The organism is Streptomyces sp. R302, from assembly GCF_012927245.1.
In the GTDB taxonomy this organism is placed as follows: domain Bacteria; phylum Actinomycetota; class Actinomycetes; order Streptomycetales; family Streptomycetaceae; genus Streptomyces.
Genome location: NZ_JABBGE010000011.1, coordinates 210516 through 228626, shown reverse-complemented (window position 1 = coordinate 228626; position 18111 = coordinate 210516). Strand labels below are relative to the sequence as shown.

The window sequence follows — 18111 nt, the reverse complement described above, 5'->3', positions numbered from 1 at the left end:
GTTACGGGAGGTTGCGGGCCATGACGATGCGCTGGACCTGGTTGGTGCCTTCGTAGATCTGGGTGATCTTGGCGTCGCGCATCATGCGCTCGACGGGGTAGTCGCGGGTGTAGCCGTAGCCGCCGAGGAGCTGGACGGCGTCGGTGGTGACCTCCATGGCGACGTCGGAGGCGAAGCACTTGGCCGCGGCGCCGAAGAAGGTCAGGTCGCCGTCGACGCGCTCGGACTTCGCCGCGGCGGCGTAGGTGAGCTGGCGGGCCGCCTCCAGCTTCATGGCCATGTCGGCGAGCATGAACTGCACGCCCTGGAAGTCGGCGATCGGCTTGCCGAACTGCTTGCGCTCCTTGACGTAGCCCTTGGCGTAGTCGAGGGCGCCCTGCGCGATGCCCAGGGCCTGCGCGGCGATGGTGATACGGGTGTGGTCCAGCGTCTTCATCGCGGTCGCGAAACCGGTGCCCTCCGCGCCGATCATCCGGTCGGCGGGGATGCGGACGTTGTCGAAGTAGACCTCACGGGTCGGGGAGCCCTTGATGCCGAGCTTCTTCTCCGGCGCGCCGAACGACACGCCCTCGTCGGACTTCTCCACCACGAACGCGGAGATGCCCTTCGAGCGCATCGAAGGGTCGGTGACGGCCATCACCGTGTAGTACTCCGAGACACCGGCGTTGGTGATCCAGCGCTTCACACCGTTCAGCACCCAGAAGTCGCCGTCGCGCACCGCCCGGGTCTTCATCCCCGCCGCGTCCGAACCCGCGTCCGGCTCCGACAGCGCGTAGGAGAACATCGCCTCACCGGCCGCGAGCGGGCCGAGGTACTTCGCCTTCAGCTCCTCCGAGCCCGACAGGACCACCGGCAGCGAGCCCAGCTTGTTCACCGCCGGGATCAGCGACGACGAACCGCAGACGCGCGCGACCTCCTCGATCACGATCACCGTCGCCAGCGCGTCCGCGCCCGCACCCCCGTACGACTCCGGCACGTGGACCGCGTGCAGGTCGTTCGCGACCAGCGCGTCCAGGGCCTCCTGCGGGAAACGCCCCTCCTCGTCCACCGCCGCCGCGAACGGAGCGATCTTCGCCTCCGCCAGCGCACGCACCGACTCCCGGAGCATCTCGTGCTCCTCCGACGTCCGGTACAGGTCGAAGTCCTTGCCCATGCTCTTGAGCTCCCTGGCTTGCTAACTACTGTTAAGTAACCCAAAGGGTAGGCCGTGAACGGGGGGCTCTGCCAGGGCCCGACTATGCTCGGGCAGGCACTTTCGCCCGACGCCCCTGGAGTCCCGCATGGCCCTGAAGATCACCGTGATCGGCACCGGATACCTCGGCGCCACCCATGCCGCGGCCATGGCCGAGATGGGCTTCGAGGTCCTCGGGCTCGACGTCGTGCCGGAGAAGGTCGAGCTGCTGGCCTCCGGCCGCGTCCCGATGTACGAGCCCGGCCTGGAGGAGCTGCTCCGCAAGCACGTCGCCGGGATCGAGGGCTCCACCGGCCGGCTGCGCTTCACCACCTCCTGGGAGGAGGTCGGCGCCTTCGGCGACGTCCACTTCGTCTGCGTGAACACCCCGCAGAAGCACGGCGAGTACGGCTGCGACATGAGCTACGTCGACGCCGCCTTCGCCTCCCTCTCCGCCGTCGCCCGCGCCGGCTCGCTGGCCGTCGGCAAGTCGACCGTCCCCGTCGGCTCGGCCGAGCGGCTCGCCCGGGTGCTGCCGGAGGGCGTGCGGCTCGCCTGGAACCCGGAGTTCCTGCGCGAGGGCTTCGCCGTCCAGGACACCCTGCGCCCCGACCGGATCGTCGTCGGCGTCCACGGGGAGGACGGCGGGCGGGCCGAGAAGCTGCTCCGCGAGGTGTACGCGATCCCCGTCGCCGAGGGCTCGCCGTTCGTGGTCACCGACTTCCCGACCGCCGAGCTGGTCAAGACGGCCGCGAACTCCTTCCTCGCCACCAAGATCTCCTTCATCAACGCGATGGCCGAGATCTGCGAGGCGGCCGGCGGCGACGTCGCCAAGCTGGCCGAGGCCATCGGCCACGACGAGCGGATCGGGAACAAGTTCCTGCGGGCCGGTGTCGGCTTCGGCGGCGGCTGCCTGCCCAAGGACATCCGCGCCTTCATGGCCCGGGCGGGCGAGCTCGGCGTCGACCAGGCGCTGACCTTCCTCCGCGAGATCGACTCCATCAACATGCGGCGGCGCGGCCAGATGGTCGAGATGGCCCGCGAGGCGCTCGGCGGAGACTCCTTCCTGGGCCGCCGGGTCGCCGTCCTCGGCGCCACCTTCAAGCCGGACTCGGACGACGTCCGCGACTCCCCCGCGCTCAACGTCGCCGGCCAGATCCACCTCCAGGGCGGCCAGGTCACCGTCTACGACCCCAAGGGCATGGAGAACGCCCGCAAGCTCTTCCCCACCCTCGGCTACGCGGACTCGGCCCTGGAGGCCGTCCGGGGCGCGGACGTGGTGCTGCACCTGACCGAGTGGCGCGAGTTCCGCGAGCTCGACCCGGCGGAGCTGGCCGCCGCCGCCGCCTCCCCCGTCGTCCTCGACGGGCGCAACGCCCTGGACGGCGAGCGGTGGCGGGCGGCGGGCTGGACGTACCGCGCGATGGGCCGCCCGCGCGCCTGATCCATGGCCTGATCCACGAAGGAAGGGGCGCACCGGACGGATCCGGTGCGCCCCTTCCTCATGGGTGTACGGGTACGAGTACGGGTCAGGCGGCGACGGGCCTGATCCGGTTCGTACGGGACAGGAACTCGGTCTCGCGCAGGGCGCGGGTCGCGTTGGCGTGGGCCAGGCCGACCAGGTCGCGGGCCGGCCAGTCGCGCCGCAGCAGATCCGCGAAGAGCGGGACGTAGCCGGCGGTCCCGGCCGCCAGGTGGGAGAGGCCCGTGGACGCGGGCCCGGCCAGGTCGCGCACCCGGTCGAGGAGGCCGGCGGTGGCGGCGGGGTCCTCGCCGACGGCGACCATGACGACGGCGCCGTTCTCGCCGAGCAGTCGCAGCACGTCGTCGGGGAGGGCGTCCGGCTCGGCCCGGGTGAGCAGGGCGGGTGCCCGGGTGACGGCCAGGACCTTGCGGACGGTGTCCTGGTCGGCGCCGGAGAGGTCCACGGCGAGGCCGAGGCGGTTCATCTCGCGGACCGCCTCGCGGGCGAAGCGGTCGAAGCGGGTGAGGTTCACGGCCCGGACGCCGAGGGCGTGGTACGCCCGCAGGGTGGCGGCGGAGCCGCCGAGGGCGGTCCAGCTCACCGGCCCGAGGAGGGCGGCGACCCGGCCGCAGTTGCGGGCGTGGATCATCTCCGAGGTGGTGTGCGCCAGGCGCAGGTCCTCGGGGCAGGCGGCGACGAGCGCGCGGATGGCGTCGAGGCGGCGCAGGGCGCCGAGGACGTCGTCGGCCTCCACGCGCAGCGACCAGAACTGGGCACCGGCCTCCCGCGCCCGGGCGGGCGGCAGGTCCTCGGGGTCGAGGAGCGGGGGGAGTTCGGTGTGTCCCTCGATGACGGGCTGCGCGGCGAGGATCGCCCGGGCACGGGCGGTCTCGTCGAGCGGCGTGGGTGGTGGCTCCGGGGATTCCAGCGCGCCGACGGCGCCGGAGGCGGCAGAGAAGGGGGGATGATCGTCTAGATCTGCCATGGCACTACTCACTACTCCGAAACTCGGTGATGCAGTACTACCCCGCCGAAGGGGCGGGGCAGTACGTTCCACCGTGCCACCGGGGCCGGTGCGGAGCCCGTCGGACTGGGCCGTACGGGTGAGGCCGGGGGCGGGCTCCGTCAGGCGCCGTCGAGCTGCGTGATCGTGGCGTGCGAGGCGGCCGTGCGGGCGGTCAGGTCGCGGGAGACGGCCTCCGCGTCGCCGAGTACGCGGAGCGCGTTCGACCAGGTCAGCTTGGTGAGGTCGGCGTGGGACCAGCCGCGGTCGAGGAGTTCGGCGATCAGGTGGGGGTAGCCGGCGACGTCGTCGAGGCCCGCCGGGGTGAAGGCGGTGCCGTCGTAGTCGCCGCCGATGCCGATGTGGTCGACGCCGGCGGCCTCGCGCATGTGGTCGAGGTGGTCGGCGACGGTGGCGGCGGTGGCGATCGGGCGCGGGTGCTCGGCCTCGAAGGCGGCGTGGATCTCCTTCGCCCGCGGGGTGGTGTCGAGGTGGTGGAGGCCGTGGGCGCGGAGGTTCTCGTCGGCGCGCAGGGTCCACTCGACGGCCGCGGGGAGGATGAACTTCGGGACGAAGGTCGCCATCGCCACGCCGCCGTTGGCGGGCAGCCGCTCCAGGACGTCGTCGGGGATGTTCCTCGGGTGGTCGCAGACCGCGCGGGACGAGGAGTGGGAGAAGATCACCGGCGCGGTGCTCTCGTCGAGGGCGTCGCGCATGGTGGTCGCGGCGACGTGCGAGAGGTCCACGAGCATGCCGCAGCGGTTCATCTCGCGGACGACGGCGCGGCCGAAGGCGGTGAGGCCGCCGTGCCGGGGCGCGTCGGTGGCGGAGTCGGCCCAGTCGTTGTTCTCGTTGTGCGTGAGGGTCATGTACCGCACGCCGAGGGCGTGGAAGGCGCGCAGGGTCGCGAGGGAGTTGTCGATCGAGTGGCCGCCCTCGGCGCCCTTGAGGGAGGCGATCCGGCCCTCCGCGCGGGCCTTGGCGACGTCGTCGGCGGTGCGGGCGGGCGCGAGGTCGGCCGCGTACCGCTCGACGAGCCGGTCGACCGCGTCGATCTGCTCCAGGGTGGCGCTGACCGCGTGGTCGCCGGCGAACCGGCCGGGGACGTACACGGACCAGAACTGGGCGCCGACCCCGCCGGCGCGGAGCCGGGCGAGGTCGGTGTGGAGGGAGGCCGAGCGGTCGCCCGCGATGTCGAGCTTGTCGAGGTCGTAGCCGCACTGCTCGCGCAGCGCCCACGGGAGGTCGTTGTGCCCGTCGACGACGGGGGCGTCCGCGAGGAGGGCCCGGGCCTCGGCGAGCCGCTCGGCCGCGCTCACTTGCCGAACCCGAAGGAGTCGGCGCCGGCGACCTTGGCGCGCAGCCGCTTGCCCTTCTCGGTGGCCTGGCCGTTGAGGTCCTGGAGGAAGTCGCTCATCCGGGTCCGGAGCTCCGGGTCGGCGGCGGCCAGGATCCGGACGGCGAGCAGGCCCGCGTTGCGCGCGCCGGCGACGGAGACGGTGGCGACCGGGATGCCGGCGGGCATCTGGACGATCGACAGCAGCGAGTCCATGCCGTCGAGGTACTTCAGCGGCACGGGGACGCCGATGACCGGGAGCGGGGTGACGGAGGCGAGCATGCCCGGCAGGTGGGCGGCGCCGCCGGCGCCCGCGATGATCGCCTTGAGGCCGCGGCCCGCGGCCTCCTCGCCGTACGCGATCATCTCGCGCGGCATCCGGTGGGCGGAGACGACGTCGACCTCGTACGGGATCCCGAACTCGTCGAGCGCCTGGGCGGCGGCCTCCATGACGGGCCAGTCGGAGTCGGAGCCCATCACGATACCGATGAGCGGGTTGCTCGCCTGGTTACTCAACGATCGTCCCTCGCAGGTAGTCGGCGGCGTGGCGGGCGCGCTCCAGCACCTCTTCCAGGTCGTCGCCGTAGGTGTTGACGTGACCGACCTTACGCCCGGGCTTCACGTCCTTGCCGTACATGTGGATCTTGAGCTGCGGGTCCCGGGCCATGCAGTGCAGATAGCCCTGGTACATGTCCGGGTAGTCGCCGCCGAGCACGTTGCACATCACGGTCCACGGGGCGCGCGGGCGGGGATCTCCGAGCGGCAGGTCGAGGACGGCGCGGACGTGGTTGGCGAACTGGCTGGTGATCGCCCCGTCCTGGGTCCAGTGACCGGAGTTGTGCGGGCGCATCGCCAGCTCGTTGACGAGGATGCGGCCGTCGGTGGTCTGGAAGAGCTCCACGGCGAGGTGGCCGACGACGCCGAGCTCCTTGGCGATCCGCAGCGCCAGTTCCTGGGCCCGCACCGCGAGCTCGGGGTCGAGGTCGGGGGCGGGCGCGATCACGGTGTCGCAGACGCCGTCGACCTGGCGGGACTCGACCACCGGGTAGGCGACGGCCTGGCCGTGCGGGGAGCGGACGATGTTCGCCGCGAGCTCGCGGACGAAGTCGACCTTCTCCTCGGCGAGCACGGGCACGCCGGCGAGGAAGGGGTCGCGGGCGTCCTCGGCGGTGCGGACGAACCAGACGCCCTTGCCGTCGTAGCCGCCGCGCACGGTCTTGAGGATGATCGGGAAGCCGCCGGCCTCCTCGGCGAAGGCGACCGCGTCGGCCGCGTCGGCCACGATGCGGTGCCGGGGGCTGGGCGCGCCGATCTCGTCGAGCTTCGCCCGCATCACCCCCTTGTCCTGCGCGTGCACCAGGGCGTCGGGCCCGGGGCGGACGGGGATGCCGTCGGCCTCCAGGGCGCGCAGGTGCTCGGTGGGGACGTGCTCGTGATCGAAGGTGATCACGTCGCAGCCGCGCGCGAAGGCGCGGAGCGTGTCCAGGTCCCGGTAGTCGCCGATGACGACCTCGCCGGCCACCAGGGCCGCCGAGTCCTGCGGGGTGTCACTGAGGAGCTTGAACTGGATGCCGAGGGGGATGCCCGCCTCGTGCGTCATGCGGGCGAGCTGCCCGCCGCCGACCATGCCTACTACCGGGAACGTCACCCTCTTAGGGTATCCGCACCATCCGTGAACACTCGTCCGGCTGTGGATTGGCACAAGGCGTGACGGGGGTTCGACCCGGTTTTCCACAGCTTTCGCGGCTACCCGGGCGGGTGACAGGGGTGGCTGGTTAGCATGAGTGGGTTGACGTCACCCGGGCGTCACCCGACGGACGGACCGACCCCACCATGAGCGAACCCGGCGCGCTGCGCATGCGACTCGCCCTGCTCGGCCGAGAGGTCGCCAAGTTCGGCGTGGTCGGCGGCCTCGGTGTCCTGGTCAACCTGGCCGTCTTCAACCTGGTCCGGCACACCACGGAGCTTCCGGTGGTGCGGGCCAGCCTGATCGCCACGGTCGTGGCCATCGCCTTCAACTACGTGGGGTTCCGCTACTTCACGTACCGCGACCGCGACAAGTCGGGCCGCACCAAGGAGATGTCCCTCTTCCTGCTGTTCAGCCTCGTCGGCCTCGTGATCGAGAACGGCGTGCTGTACGCGGCGACGTACGGCCTCGGGTGGAACGGCTCGCTGGCGAGCAACTTCTTCAAGTTCTTCGGGATCGGCCTCGGGACCCTGTTCCGCTTCTGGTCCTACCGCACCTGGGTGTTCCGGGCGCTGCCGGCGAAGGAGGCCGTGCAGACGGCCGAGTCCTTCCTGGAGCAGCCGGAGCCGGTCGCGGCGCCCCGGCAGACCCGGCGGCGGCAGCCCGACCACGTCTGACCCGCCCGGCGCCCCCGGCGTTCACCGTACGGGGCGCTCCCCCGGCTTCTCGGTGACGCTGCGCGCCTCCTTGCCCAGGAAGAGCGCGAAGACCGGCGGGTGCTGCTGAAGCAGCTCCAGGCGCCCGCCGTCGGCCTCCGCCAGGTCCCGGGCGACCGCCAGGCCGATGCCGGTGGAGCTGCGGCCGCTGACCGCCCGCTCGAAGATCCGCGCGCCGAGGTCGGCGGGGACGCCGGGGCCCTCGTCGGTGACCTCGATCACCGACTGGTTGCCGGTGACGCGGGTGCGCAGGGCGACGGTGCCGCCGCCGTGCATGAGCGAGTTCTCGATGAGCGCGGCGAGGACCTGGGCGACCGCGCCCGGGGTGCCGATCGCGCGCATGCCCTGCTTGCCGGAGCGGACGATGGCGCGTCCCGCGCTGCGGTAGGCGGGGCGCCACTCCTCGATCTGCTGCTTGACGACCTCGTCGAGGTCGAAGGCGACGGCGGAGCCGGAGCGCGGGTCCCGGGAGTTCGTCAGCAGCCGCTGGACGACGTCGGTGAGCCGCTCGACCTGCGTCAGCGCGATCGTCGCCTCCTCCTTGACCGTGTCCAGGTCGTCGGCGAGGGCCACCTCCTCCAGGCGCATGGACAGCGCGGTGAGGGGGGTGCGGAGCTGGTGGGAGGCGTCGGCGGCGAGCCGCCGCTCGGCGGTCAGCATCCGGGCGATCCGCTCGGCGGAGGCGTCCAGGACGTCCGCGACCCGGTCGAGCTCGGGGACCCCGTACCGCTTGTGCCGGGGCCTGGGGTCGCCCGAGCCGAGCCGCTCGGCGGTCTCGGCGAGGTCGGTGAGCGGGGAGGCGAGCTTGTTCGCCTGGCGTACGGCGAGGAGGACGGCGGCGACGACGGCGAGGCCGGCGACCGCCACGATGATCAGGGCGGTGCTGCCGACCTCGGAGGTGACGGCCGAGCGGGACTCCTCCACGACCACGGTCTCACCGCGCTCGCCCTCCGCGTAGCCCCGGATGACGCTGCCGGTGGGGCGGGTGCCGATCTCGATGGGCGGCCGGCCCGGGATGGTGACCAGCGCGTACCGCTTCGCCCCGCCCTGCTCCGCGAGGATGGCGGGGCTGACCGGCTCGCCGCCGATGAGACGGCTGTCGACGATCGAGACGATGCGGAGGGCTTCGGCGTCGACGCTCTCCTGGGCGCTGCTCGTGATGGTCCTCGTCTCGATGAGGACGAGGGAGACGCCGAAGACGGCGATCACGACGAGGACGACGGCGAGGGTGCTGGTGATGAGGCGGCGGCGCACGTGCCCTCCGGGCGGGTTGCGGGATCTACGGCGGGCCGTCCGGTGCGGGGCCTTGTCGGTGCGGGTGCTCGGGGTGCGGGTTCGGGCGCGGAAGCCTGGGCGCGGGAGCCTGGGCGCGGGAAGAGGGCGCCGTCCCGTGTGCCCGCCGGGCGCTAGCTCTTCTCGAAGCGGAAGCCGACGCCTCTCACCGTGGCGATGTAGCGGGGGTTGGCCGCGTCGTCGCCGAGCTTCTTGCGGAGCCAGGAGATGTGCATGTCGAGGGTCTTGGTGGAGGACCACCAGGTGGTGTCCCACACCTCGCGCATCAGCTGGTCGCGGGTGACGACGCGGCCCGCGTCGCGGACCAGGACGCGCAGGAGGTCGAACTCCTTCGCCGTGAGCTGGAGCTCCTCGTCGCCCATCCACGCCCGGTGCGACTCGACGTCGATGCGGACGCCGTGGGTGGCGGGCGCGGGGGCCGGCTCGGTGGCGCCGCGCCGCAGCAGGGCCCGGACGCGGGCGAGGAGTTCGGCGAGGCGGAAGGGCTTGGTGACGTAGTCGTCGGCGCCCGCGTCGAGCCCGACGACGGTGTCGACCTCGTCCGCGCGGGCGGTGAGGACCAGGATCGGGACCGCGTGCCCGTCGGCGCGCAGTCGGCGGGCGACCTCCAGGCCGTCCATGCCGGGCAGGCCCAGGTCGAGCACGACCAGGTCGACGCCGCCCTGGAGTCCGGTGTCGAGCGCGGACGGCCCGTCCTCGCGGACCTCGACCTCGTACCCCTCTCTCCGCAGGGCGCGGGCCAGCGGTTCCGAGATGGATGCGTCGTCCTCGGCGAGCAGTACACGGGTCATGGGGTGATGGTAGTCCGCACGGGTGCCGGGCCGGGGCGGGATCACGGGGCGGCGGCCCGCACCTCCGAAGCGGGGTGCGTAACCTGTAGATCACCTTGGAATGCCACCCGTTGGTTCCTTGGTCACCTGTGATCCATCTCTCAAGTCCTTCCATATCCGGCACTGTCGTGTCGTATGGTGGCGAGACGTCTGTTGCGGTAATCGGGGACCTTCGGCCTGCTTCGTCAGCCAAGGTCCTCTTTTCTGCGGGAGGTTGGCGCTGCCACCCTCGGACGGTGAAAGACCTGTGGGCCGGGTCCCGCGGCGTGGAAGACACGCGGCGGGGCGTGGATCCCGGACGGGGTGCGAACACCCCGCCCGGTGCCGGCCACCCCCCACCGGGCGCATCACGCTCACGAGGCGTCGCGTCCCGAGCTAGCAAGGATCGACCATGGCTTCCAGCCTGACGGCGGCTTCGACCGGTGTCCCCCGGCACCAGAAGACGTTCCTCGGCCACCCCCGCGGCCTGACCACGCTCTTCTTCACCGAGATGTGGGAGCGGTTCTCCTACTACGGCATGCGGGCCCTGCTGGTGTACTACCTGGTCTCCGGCGGCACCGACGCCGCCGTGGGCAGCCAGGGCGGCGGCCTCGCCATGAAGGCGGCCACGGCCACGGCCATCTACTCGGTCTACGTGTCGATGGTCTACCTCATGGCCATGCCCGGCGGTTGGTTCGGCGACCGCGTCTGGGGCGCCCGCAAGACCGTCACCATCGCCGGTTTCGTGATCATGGCGGGCCACGTCTGTCTGGCCCTGCCCGGTTCGGCGATGTTCTTCGTCGGCCTGGCGCTGGTGGCCGTGGGTTCGGGCCTGCTGAAGGCCAACATCTCGACGATGGTGGGCCACCTCTACGACGGCCCCGAGGACCCGCGCCGTGACGGCGGCTTCACCCTCTTCTACATCGGCATCAACGTCGGCGCCTTCGTCTCCCCGCTGCTGATCGGCACGATCGGCAAGGAAGTCAACTGGCACGTCGGCTTCGCGCTCGCCGCGGTCGGCATGGGCCTCGGCCTCGCCGTCTTCCTCGGCTTCGCCAAGAGCCTCAACCCGAAGAGCAGCGAGGTCCCGAACCCGCTCTCGCCGATCGAGCGCAAGACGATCCTGACCAAGGTCGCGCTGGTGACCGTCGTCGCCGCCATGTTCTACGGCGTCGTCGTCGCCCTCGGGATGTACACGCTCAACTGGGCGCTGGTCCCGCTGACCCTCGCAGGCCTGATCATCCCGATCGCGGTGCTCTCCCGCATCAAGCGGGACAAGGACCTGACACGGTCCGAGCAGTCGAAGATGACCGGCTACATCTGGTTCTTCATCGCCGCCGCCATCTTCTGGATGATCTACGACCAGGGTGGCTCGACCCTGTCGCTCTTCGCCGACGACAAGACCGCGGACACCGTCTTCGGCCTCGGCTTCTCCGCCACCTGGTACCAGTCCCTCAACCCGCTCTTCGTCATGGCGCTGGCCCCGGTCTTCGCCTGGCTGTGGCTGTGGCTGGCCCGCAAGAACCAGGAGCCGAACACCATCGTGAAGTTCGCGATGGGCCTGGTCCTGGTCGGCGCCTCCTTCTTCGTCTTCATCGTCCCGATGAACATGGCGGGCGGCGGCGACAAGGTCTCCCCGATGTGGCTCGTCTCGATCTACATGATCCAGACCATCGGTGAGCTGTGCCTCTCCCCCGTCGGCCTCTCGGTGACCACCAAGATGGCGCCGCAGAAGTACGCCTCCCAGATGATGGGCGTCTGGTTCCTCGCCGTCACCGCCGGTGACTGCACCACCGGTCTGCTCTCCATCGCGGGCGTCGATCTCAACGGCACGGGCATCATCGCCGTTCAGGCGTCCCTCGCTGTCGCCGCGGGCTTCGCGATCTACATGTACCGCAAGAAGGTCCAGGGCCTCATGGGCGACGTGCACTGACACGCGCTTCCCTACGACGGGACGGCCCCGGCACACCCTCTGGTGTGCCGGGGCCGTCCCGTTCCCGCCGTGCCGCGCGTCAGCGCTGCCTGCGGGCCAGGCGGCGCCACGGGGTGAAGGTGAAGACCGCGCCGCCGAGGAGGATCGCCGTGCCGGCGACCAGGCCGAGGGCGCGCAGGGCGCCGTCGGACTCGGCGCCGGTCTGGGCGAGGCCGTCGCCGGAGCCGGAGCCGGAGCCGCCGTCGCTGCCGTTTCCGCCGTTTCCGGAGGGGCTGCCGCCGTTGCCGTTGCCGCCGCCGTTGTCGCCGGTGCCGGAGGCTCCGCCGGACTGCTTGGCGGTGTCCAGGGTGAGGGAGGCCGTGGCCGTGCCCTTCACCGTGCAGGGGATCTTGATGGGGTCGGCGCCGGGGGCGAGGACGACGCTGATGGTGAGCGCGCCCGGGGAGAGCGTCGCCTTGCCGGTGGCGCCGGGGCGGTAGGTGCCCTTCATGTCGGTGAGGCTCACCGGGTCGTTCATCTTGAGCGCGGTGGGGTTGGGCGCGCCGGTGACCTTGACGGTGCCGCTGTCGTCCCCGCCGATCTTGATGTCCATGCTGGGCGTGAGGGCGTTCGCGGGCAGCGGCGCGGGGCTGTTCATGACGCCCTTGGCCGTCTTGACCGTGAGGTCGTACGCGCCGCCGTTCTTCCTGGCGTTGATGGTGACCTTGGAGTTGATGGCGGCGGGGCCGGGGGACGTACAGGCGAAGGCCACCGCGACCTCCTTGCCCGGGAAGTCGGTCTGCCCGCCACCGGATCCGCCAGAGCCGCCTGACCCACCGGAGCCGCCGCTGCCACCGGAGCCGCCGCTGTCGCCCGAGCCTCCGCCGTCGGAGCCCCCGCCGTCCGTCACCTTGATCGTGGCGCCGACCGGGACCTGCTCCTTCGGCGTGCATCTGGTGTTCGTGGACATCGGCTTCGACACGTTGATCGTGTACGCGTCCGGGGTCAGCGTGACGTCGCCCGCCTTGGTCAGCTTCAGGGTGCCCTTCATCTCGGGCAGCACCATGTCGCTGTTCTTGGGGATCGGCGGGTTCTGCCGGGGGCCCTCCATGGCGACGGTGCCGCTCTGCGCCCCGGCGACCTTCATGGTGCCGGTCGGCTTGACGGTGTTCGCCTCCAGGTCGAGCATGTCGGGGTTCTTGGAGGCCGGCTTCACGGTCTTCCAGACAACCTCGACGGTGTCGCCGACCTTGGCGGTGGCGGGTGCGGTGACGAGCACCGTGGTGGTGCCCTGGACCGGCGGGAGGCCGGAGATCGACGGGGGTATGCACTCCGTCCCGAACGAGATCTGGGCGGCCTGCGCGGGACCGGCGGAGAGCAGGATCCCCGCGCCGCCGACCATCAGCGCGACCCCGGCCGCGATCGTCCTCCGTTGCGTTCTCACCGGATACCTCCGAGAATCCCCCGGCCGAACGGGCGGGTTGAAATCCGTGCGCTGCGAGAACCGAGCGCGCACGAGGTGCTGAGCGAGAGCCAAGCCAGCACGGCAACTCCTTTGCCTGCGGTACCAACCCGGGCAGGTTCCGTCCCGGCCGGTGTTGATCGTGTAAGAGCGGTTGGTCGCCGACCCGCAGCCGACGTGAGCCGGGAATGCCCCGCGTCCGCCGGAGGGGGAGGGTTCAGGAATGTCCCTTCGTCGTCGGACTGTTCTCGGTCGGTGCGGAGTCGGGGAGGAACCACGGGAGGGCCGCGGTCGTCCCGGGGCCGTCCGCGTCCGCCGGTGCGGGGACGGGGACGGGGACGGGGTGGCGGCCGCGGCCGCCGGCCCGGTCGACGAGGGCCATGCCGGTCCGGAAGAGGGCGGCGGGCACCACCAGGGCGAGCAGGGCCCAGAAGAGGACCACGCCCCAGGGGCGGCCCACCGTCCACGGCTGCTCGGCGAGGAGCTTCCCGCCGTACGAGACGGAGACCCGGTAGTCGCCGTGGGCACCGGCGGAGAGCTCGACGTCCAGCTCGATCCTGGCCTTCTGCCCCGGCTTGATGGTGCCGCGCCACTGCTGCTCCTCGTCGCCCGGGGCGAGGACGCCGCGGGCGGTGCCGACGAGGAAGACCGGGTCGCGGACGGGCGCGCTGCCGAGGTTCCCGACGGTGAGGACGAGGGTGCGGGACGGCGGCGCGCCGAACCAGGTGAGCACTCCGCCGGAACCCTCCAGGCGGGCGGCGGTGAGGACGGCGAGCCGTCCGTCGCCGGCGGCGTCGGGGAGCGGGGCGGTGGGGTGGCCCGCGACGGTGAAGCCGGCGTCGACGACGGCCTGGGTGCCGGTGACGCCGGAGACGTGGACGACGCAGGGGCAGGGCTTGGGCGGGGCGACCACCGGCAGCTTGACGCTGAAGGCGCCGCGCGGGTCGACGGTGGCGGCGCGGCCGTCGGTGTTGGCGCAGCTGTTGGTGCCGCCGACGACGCCCTTCTCCGGGGTGCCCTGACCGCAGAGCAGGACCATGAGGAGCGCGCCGGCCTTCCAGCCGCCGCCGCTGACGGTGAGTTCGCCGCCCTTCGGGGCCTGGGCCTGCGAGACGGCGACGGTGGGGTCGCCCACGGCGGACACGGCGGACACGGCGGGCGCGGATCGCGCGGGGGCGGCGGGGAGCAGGGCGAGGGCGAGCGCCGTGAGCAGCGCGGCGAGGGCCGTACGGGGGCGGGCGGCGGCCGGTCTCATGCGGGGGCTCCCTTCGTACGGGCCCGGCGCCGGAGCGCGTACGCGGCTCCGCCCGCCGCGGCGAGCAGCAGCGCGGAGGTGCCGGCGAGGGCGGGCGCGGAGGCGAAGACGGCGGCGGTGGAGGCGGTGGCGGGGCCGGCTCCGGGGGCGGTGGCGGTGAGCCGGACGGTGACGGCGTCGAGGGCAGGCGGGTCGGGCCAGGGTTCGGTGCGGGCGGCGCGCTCGCCGGGGCGGAGGGTGAGCGGCAGGGCGCGGTCGGGGAGGTCGAGGACGGTGCCGAGGAGGCCGTCGGCGCGGACGGCGAGGCGGGGCCGGTCGAGGACGGTGCTGCCGCGGTTGACGAGGGTGTAGTGGAGGGTGCCGGTGGCGCGGTCGACGCGGGCGTCCTCGACGGTGAGGGCGGCGAGTTCGGGGCCGCTGACCTTCAGCCGCAGGTCGACGCCGACGCTCCGGCCGCCGGCCCCGGCCCGTACCGTGCCGCGGTGTTCGCCGGGCGCGGTGGCGGCGGCGACGGTGACGGCGAAGGGCACGTCGGCGCGGGTGCGGGCGGGCACGGTGACGGTGCGGGCGGCGAAGGCGACGGCGGGGCCTTCGCCGGCGAGTCGGCCGGCGAGTTCGCCGGTGAGGGTGACGGTGAGCGGGCGTGGCCCTGGGTTGGTGACGGAGAGGGTGTCCTCCAGGACGCTCCCGGCGGGGCCTTCGAGGTAGGCGTACGGCCGCCCGGCGGCGGGCGCGGCGGTCCACTCGGCGGAGGCGGGGGGCGCGGCGGCTCCGTGCGACGCAGCGGCTCCGTGCGACGCAGCGGCTCCGTGCGACGCAGCGGCTCCGTGCGGCGCGGCGGCTCCGTGCGGCGCGGCGATCTCCTGCGACGCGGCGGTCTCCTGCGGCGCGGCGGCTCCGTGCGACGCAGCGGCTCCGTGCGGCGCGGCGGTCTCCTGCGGCGCGGCGGCGAGCGTGCCGAGGACGGCGCCGGCGGCGAGGAGCGCGTACCGGGTCCTGGTCATGGGCGGGCCGGGCGGGGGCGGCGGGTGAGCCAGAGGAGGGCGCCGGTGCCGCCGAGGAGGACGGTGCCGCCGAGGGTGGCGAGGGCGGCGGTGGTGGAGAGGCCGCCGGTCTTGGGGAGTTCGCCGCCGGGCAGGCCCTCCTCCGCCGCGCCCTCCTCCTCGCCGGTCTCCTCGTCCTCGGTCTCCCGCAGGCCCGTCACCGTGAGGGTGAGGGACGGGCCCGGCGTGTTCGCGGGCCGGCAGACGGCGGCGTCCATGCCGAGGGCGTGGACGGTGAGGAGGCCGGCGGTGAAGGTGACGGTGCCGTTCGCCTTCGGCGTGTAGGTGCCGGTGAGGGTGCCGATCCTGACGGGGGTGAAGGCGGGGACGGCGGCGGGGTTGGGCGTTCCCTTCACCTGGAGGGTGCCCCGGTCGTCGCCGCCGAGGACGAGCTCGGCGCGCGGGGTCATGACGCCCTTGGGGAGTTCGACGGGGCTGTCGGAGACGCCTTTGTCGAAGGTCATGGTGATCGTGTACGCGTCGCCCTTCCGCTCGGCCGTGATGTCCACGGGCGAGACGGCGGAGCGGTCGCCGATCTCGGTCTCGCAGGCGTACTTCACGTCGACGACGTCGGCGTGGGCGGCGGGCGCGGCGGCGAGGCCGGCCGGGGCCCAGACCGCGACGGCGGCCGTGAGCGCGGCGGCCGTCCTCCTCCGGTTCGGTTCCTTGGACACCCGTGACCCCTCACCGCATGTTCCTGACGCGTCATCAGATCGGGCGTCAAGGTACGCCCGGGGCCCTACGGAGGGAAGAAGGGCGACGGTGAAAGTCCTGCGGCGGTCGGCACGGAGGGGTGGGGCGAGGTGGGGCGAGGTAGGGCGGGGAACCGTCAGGCGGGGGAGGCCAGTTCGGCCCAGACGGTCTTGCCGGGGGCGCCCGGCACGCGCTGGATGCCCCAGTCGAGGCAGAGCCGCTGCACGATGAACATGCCGTGTCCGCCGGGGCGTCCGGCCCGGTGCGGGGTGCGGGGCGCGGGCTGGCCGGCGCCGCGGTCGGTGACTTCGAGGCGGACGGTCGCGGCGAGGCGGACGACGCGGAGCCGTTCGGGACCCTCGGCGTGCAGGCAGGCGTTGGTGACGAGTTCGGAGACGACGAGCAGGACGTCCTCGGCGGCGGCCCGGCGGTCGGCACCGGCGGCCGGCAGCCAGCCCCACTCGGTCAGCGCCGTCCGGGTGAAGTCGCGGGCGAGCGGAACGGTGCCGCTGGTTTCGCCGAGCGCGAGCGTACGGACGTCACGGACGTCGGAAGCCTGGTCCATCAGCACTTCACCTCACCGGTCGACGAGAGAGCAGGGGCAGGGACGAGAAGGGTGGCGCGGGGTGCGGCAGGGCGTCAGCCGGAGCCGGGCAGGACGGTGGCGAGGGTCTCGTGCACGGTGAAGACGGCCTCGGCGCCGGTGATCCGGAAGACCCGGGCCACGGCGGGCCGCATGGCCACCAGATGGACCGCGCCACCGGCCGCCTCGGCGCGCAGCCGGGCCCCGAGGAGCACGTTGAGACCGGTCGAGTCGCAGAAGCCGAGTCCGGCGCAGTCGACGACGAGCCGCACGCGGCCGGCGTCGAGGGCCGCGTCGAGCGGGGCACGCAGCAGCTCCGCGGTGTGGTGATCGAGCTCACCCACCGGGACGAGAAGTTCCGTCCCCCCGTCCGCGCCACCGTCCACGGCCCTGGCCTCGACCCGCAGCCGCGCGGGGTGCGCGCTGCCGATGTGCTGGCGGTCCATGGCGTGGCGCCTCCTCGATCGACTGCCCCGAACCCTACTCGCGGGACGCCTTCCGGCGCACACGAGCCCACCACGAAACCACCCAAAACGGATTATTGCCACTTGCAACGATCGCCGCCGAGCAGGTAGGGCTAGTAAGGAACATCCGATCCAGCCGGCTTTGGAGGCGCCGCACACCGCACCCGGACACCCACTCTGGAGGAGACCCATGTCACCCCGGCTCGACGTCCCGCGCATCCCCGCCGCGCCGTCGGCAGCAGATCTTCCCCGCCCCGCGGACGTCGCCCCCGCCGATGCCCGCGCGCTCTCGAAGGACCTCTTCGCCCGGCTCGCCGAGCTGGAGGAGGGCACCCACGAGTACGCGTACGTCCGCAACACCCTCGTCGAACTCAACCTGGCCCTGGTCCGCTTCGCCGCCGCCCGCTTCGGGACGCGCAGCGAGCCCATGGAGGACATCGTCCAGGTCGGCACCATCGGCCTCATCAAGGCCATCGACCGCTTCGAGCTCGCCCGCGGCGTCGAGTTCCCCACCTTCGCGATGCCGACGATCATCGGCGAGATCAAGCGGTTCTTCCGCGACACCTCCTGGTCCGTGCACGTCCCCCGGCGGCTCCAGGAACTCCGCCTCGACCTGGCCCGGGCCGGCGACGCCCTCTCCCAGCGCCTCGACCGGGCGCCCACCGTGGCCGAACTCGCCGCCGAGCTCCGGCTGACCGAGGACGAGGTCGTCGAGGGCATGGCCGCCAGCAACGCCTACACGGCCACCTCGCTCGACGCCCAGACCGAGGACGACGACCACGGGCAGAACGAGACCACCCTCGCCGACCGGCTCGGCTACGAGGACGACGGCCTGACCGGCATCGAGTACGTCGCCTCCCTCAAGCCGATGATCGCCTCGCTCCCCGAACGCGAACGGCTCATCCTCTCCCTCCGCTTCGTCACCGGCCTCACCCAGTCGGAGATCGGCGCCGAGCTCGGCATCTCCCAGATGCACGTCTCCCGGCTGCTCTCCCGCACCCTGGCCCGGCTGCGCCGCGGACTCACCCTGGAGGAATGACCACCGCTCCGGAGGAATCGCCCCCACCGGCCCCCGCGAACCGCCAAGATGGCGACGGAAAGGGCCCGTTCACGGTCTTCGACCCGGACGGGCCCTTCCGCGCGTCCGGGCGCGTGTCCACGGTCGCGCGTCCAGGGGTGGCCACAACGGCCGCCGGGCGGGCCGTTGTTGACGGGACCG

General features: G+C 72.7%; 17 protein-coding genes. 4 read left to right on the top strand and 13 right to left on the bottom strand.

The genetic code is table 11. The annotated features are described in order from the left end of the window. Nucleotide 1: 1 nt before the first annotated feature. Nucleotides 2-1153, bottom strand: coding sequence for an acyl-CoA dehydrogenase family protein (locus HHL19_RS30705; protein ID WP_169093634.1), 1152 nt, complete (start codon nucleotides 1151-1153; stop codon nucleotides 2-4). A 127-nt stretch (nucleotides 1154-1280) separates the two neighbouring features. On the opposite strand from HHL19_RS30705, the gene HHL19_RS30700 reads away from it, so the two are divergent. After that, a complete protein-coding gene (locus HHL19_RS30700; RefSeq protein ID WP_169093633.1) occupies nucleotides 1281-2615 on the top strand; it encodes a UDP-glucose/GDP-mannose dehydrogenase family protein in 1335 nt (444 codons plus the stop codon). Between the two features lie 85 nt (nucleotides 2616-2700). Here the strand turns inward: HHL19_RS30700 and HHL19_RS30695 are convergent, their stop codons facing one another. From HHL19_RS30695 to HHL19_RS30680, 4 genes are all read right to left on the bottom strand, one after another. Next, nucleotides 2701-3621, bottom strand: coding sequence for a membrane dipeptidase (locus HHL19_RS30695; protein ID WP_169093632.1), 921 nt, complete (start codon nucleotides 3619-3621; stop codon nucleotides 2701-2703). Nucleotides 3622-3761: 140 nt separating this feature from the next. Then, on the bottom strand, nucleotides 3762-4958 hold the full coding sequence (locus tag HHL19_RS30690) for a dipeptidase (RefSeq protein WP_169093631.1): 1197 nt from the start codon (nucleotides 4956-4958) through the stop codon (nucleotides 3762-3764). Beyond that, nucleotides 4955-5452 (bottom strand): 5-(carboxyamino)imidazole ribonucleotide mutase, encoded by a 498-nt coding sequence (gene purE / locus HHL19_RS30685; RefSeq protein WP_169093679.1) that lies wholly within the window; start codon nucleotides 5450-5452, stop codon nucleotides 4955-4957. Before purE ends, HHL19_RS30690 begins: the two co-directional genes overlap by 4 nt. A gap of 31 nt (nucleotides 5453-5483) precedes the next feature. Beyond that, the gene (locus HHL19_RS30680) at nucleotides 5484-6623 is read right to left on the bottom strand and encodes a 5-(carboxyamino)imidazole ribonucleotide synthase (protein WP_169093630.1); all 1140 of its coding nucleotides are present in this window, start codon (nucleotides 6621-6623) and stop codon (nucleotides 5484-5486) included. A 185-nt stretch (nucleotides 6624-6808) separates the two neighbouring features. On the opposite strand from HHL19_RS30680, the gene HHL19_RS30675 reads away from it, so the two are divergent. Next, complete coding sequence (locus HHL19_RS30675) at nucleotides 6809-7339, top strand: GtrA family protein (protein ID WP_169093629.1); 531 nt, start codon at nucleotides 6809-6811, stop codon at nucleotides 7337-7339. Nucleotides 7340-7360: 21 nt separating this feature from the next. Here HHL19_RS30675 and HHL19_RS30670 read toward each other — a convergent pair whose 3' ends face one another. Beyond that, nucleotides 7361-8632: a HAMP domain-containing histidine kinase gene (locus tag HHL19_RS30670; protein ID WP_169093628.1), complete on the bottom strand. Its 1272-nt coding sequence runs from the start codon at nucleotides 8630-8632 to the stop codon at nucleotides 7361-7363. 152 nt (nucleotides 8633-8784) lie between these two features. Beyond that, the gene (locus tag HHL19_RS30665; protein WP_169093627.1) at nucleotides 8785-9462 is read right to left on the bottom strand and encodes a response regulator transcription factor; all 678 of its coding nucleotides are present in this window, start codon (nucleotides 9460-9462) and stop codon (nucleotides 8785-8787) included. A 430-nt stretch (nucleotides 9463-9892) separates the two neighbouring features. Between HHL19_RS30665 and HHL19_RS30660 the strand changes: the two genes are divergently transcribed. After that, nucleotides 9893-11413 (top strand): oligopeptide:H+ symporter, encoded by a 1521-nt coding sequence (locus HHL19_RS30660; RefSeq protein WP_169093626.1) that lies wholly within the window; start codon nucleotides 9893-9895, stop codon nucleotides 11411-11413. A gap of 79 nt (nucleotides 11414-11492) precedes the next feature. Here HHL19_RS30660 and HHL19_RS30655 read toward each other — a convergent pair whose 3' ends face one another. From HHL19_RS30655 to HHL19_RS30630, 6 genes are all read right to left on the bottom strand, one after another. Continuing rightward, nucleotides 11493-12794: a hypothetical protein gene (locus tag HHL19_RS30655; protein WP_169093678.1), complete on the bottom strand. Its 1302-nt coding sequence runs from the start codon at nucleotides 12792-12794 to the stop codon at nucleotides 11493-11495. Between the two features lie 277 nt (nucleotides 12795-13071). Next, nucleotides 13072-14109, bottom strand: a complete 1038-nt coding sequence (locus tag HHL19_RS30650; protein WP_169093625.1) for a hypothetical protein — start codon at nucleotides 14107-14109, stop codon at nucleotides 13072-13074. Next, nucleotides 14106-15113: a hypothetical protein gene (locus tag HHL19_RS30645; RefSeq protein WP_240981975.1), complete on the bottom strand. Its 1008-nt coding sequence runs from the start codon at nucleotides 15111-15113 to the stop codon at nucleotides 14106-14108. Before HHL19_RS30645 ends, HHL19_RS30650 begins: the two co-directional genes overlap by 4 nt. After that, nucleotides 15110-15826 (bottom strand): peptidase, encoded by a 717-nt coding sequence (locus HHL19_RS30640; protein ID WP_169093624.1) that lies wholly within the window; start codon nucleotides 15824-15826, stop codon nucleotides 15110-15112. Before HHL19_RS30640 ends, HHL19_RS30645 begins: the two co-directional genes overlap by 4 nt. 155 nt (nucleotides 15827-15981) lie before the next feature. Further along, complete coding sequence (locus tag HHL19_RS30635) at nucleotides 15982-16410, bottom strand: ATP-binding protein (protein WP_169093623.1); 429 nt, start codon at nucleotides 16408-16410, stop codon at nucleotides 15982-15984. Between the two features lie 74 nt (nucleotides 16411-16484). Next, on the bottom strand, nucleotides 16485-16874 hold the full coding sequence (locus tag HHL19_RS30630; RefSeq protein WP_169093622.1) for an STAS domain-containing protein: 390 nt from the start codon (nucleotides 16872-16874) through the stop codon (nucleotides 16485-16487). A 208-nt stretch (nucleotides 16875-17082) separates the two neighbouring features. Between HHL19_RS30630 and HHL19_RS30625 the strand changes: the two genes are divergently transcribed. After that, nucleotides 17083-17931 (top strand): RNA polymerase sigma factor SigF, encoded by an 849-nt coding sequence (locus HHL19_RS30625; RefSeq protein ID WP_169093621.1) that lies wholly within the window; start codon nucleotides 17083-17085, stop codon nucleotides 17929-17931. Nucleotides 17932-18111 lie beyond the last annotated feature (180 nt).

Excerpts from the sequence above, each read along its gene's own strand:
- HHL19_RS30705 (WP_169093634.1), bottom strand. The coding sequence starts at position 1,153 with ATGGGCAAGGACTTCGACCTGTACCGGACGTCGGAGGAGCACGAGATG.
- HHL19_RS30700 (WP_169093633.1), top strand. The coding sequence starts at position 1,281 with ATGGCCCTGAAGATCACCGTGATCGGCACCGGATACCTCGGCGCCACC.
- HHL19_RS30695 (WP_169093632.1), bottom strand. The coding sequence starts at position 3,621 with ATGGCAGATCTAGACGATCATCCCCCCTTCTCTGCCGCCTCCGGCGCC.
- purE (WP_169093679.1), bottom strand. The coding sequence starts at position 5,452 with ATGGGCTCCGACTCCGACTGGCCCGTCATGGAGGCCGCCGCCCAGGCG.
- HHL19_RS30675 (WP_169093629.1), top strand. The coding sequence starts at position 6,809 with ATGAGCGAACCCGGCGCGCTGCGCATGCGACTCGCCCTGCTCGGCCGA.
- HHL19_RS30665 (WP_169093627.1), bottom strand. The coding sequence starts at position 9,462 with ATGACCCGTGTACTGCTCGCCGAGGACGACGCATCCATCTCGGAACCG.
- HHL19_RS30660 (WP_169093626.1), top strand. The coding sequence starts at position 9,893 with ATGGCTTCCAGCCTGACGGCGGCTTCGACCGGTGTCCCCCGGCACCAG.
- HHL19_RS30655 (WP_169093678.1), bottom strand. The coding sequence starts at position 12,794 with ATGGTCGGCGGCGCGGGGATCCTGCTCTCCGCCGGTCCCGCGCAGGCC.
- HHL19_RS30650 (WP_169093625.1), bottom strand. The coding sequence starts at position 14,109 with ATGAGACCGGCCGCCGCCCGCCCCCGTACGGCCCTCGCCGCGCTGCTC.
- HHL19_RS30645 (WP_240981975.1), bottom strand. The coding sequence starts at position 15,113 with ATGACCAGGACCCGGTACGCGCTCCTCGCCGCCGGCGCCGTCCTCGGC.
- HHL19_RS30635 (WP_169093623.1), bottom strand. The coding sequence starts at position 16,410 with ATGGACCAGGCTTCCGACGTCCGTGACGTCCGTACGCTCGCGCTCGGC.
- HHL19_RS30630 (WP_169093622.1), bottom strand. The coding sequence starts at position 16,874 with ATGGACCGCCAGCACATCGGCAGCGCGCACCCCGCGCGGCTGCGGGTC.
- HHL19_RS30625 (WP_169093621.1), top strand. The coding sequence starts at position 17,083 with ATGTCACCCCGGCTCGACGTCCCGCGCATCCCCGCCGCGCCGTCGGCA.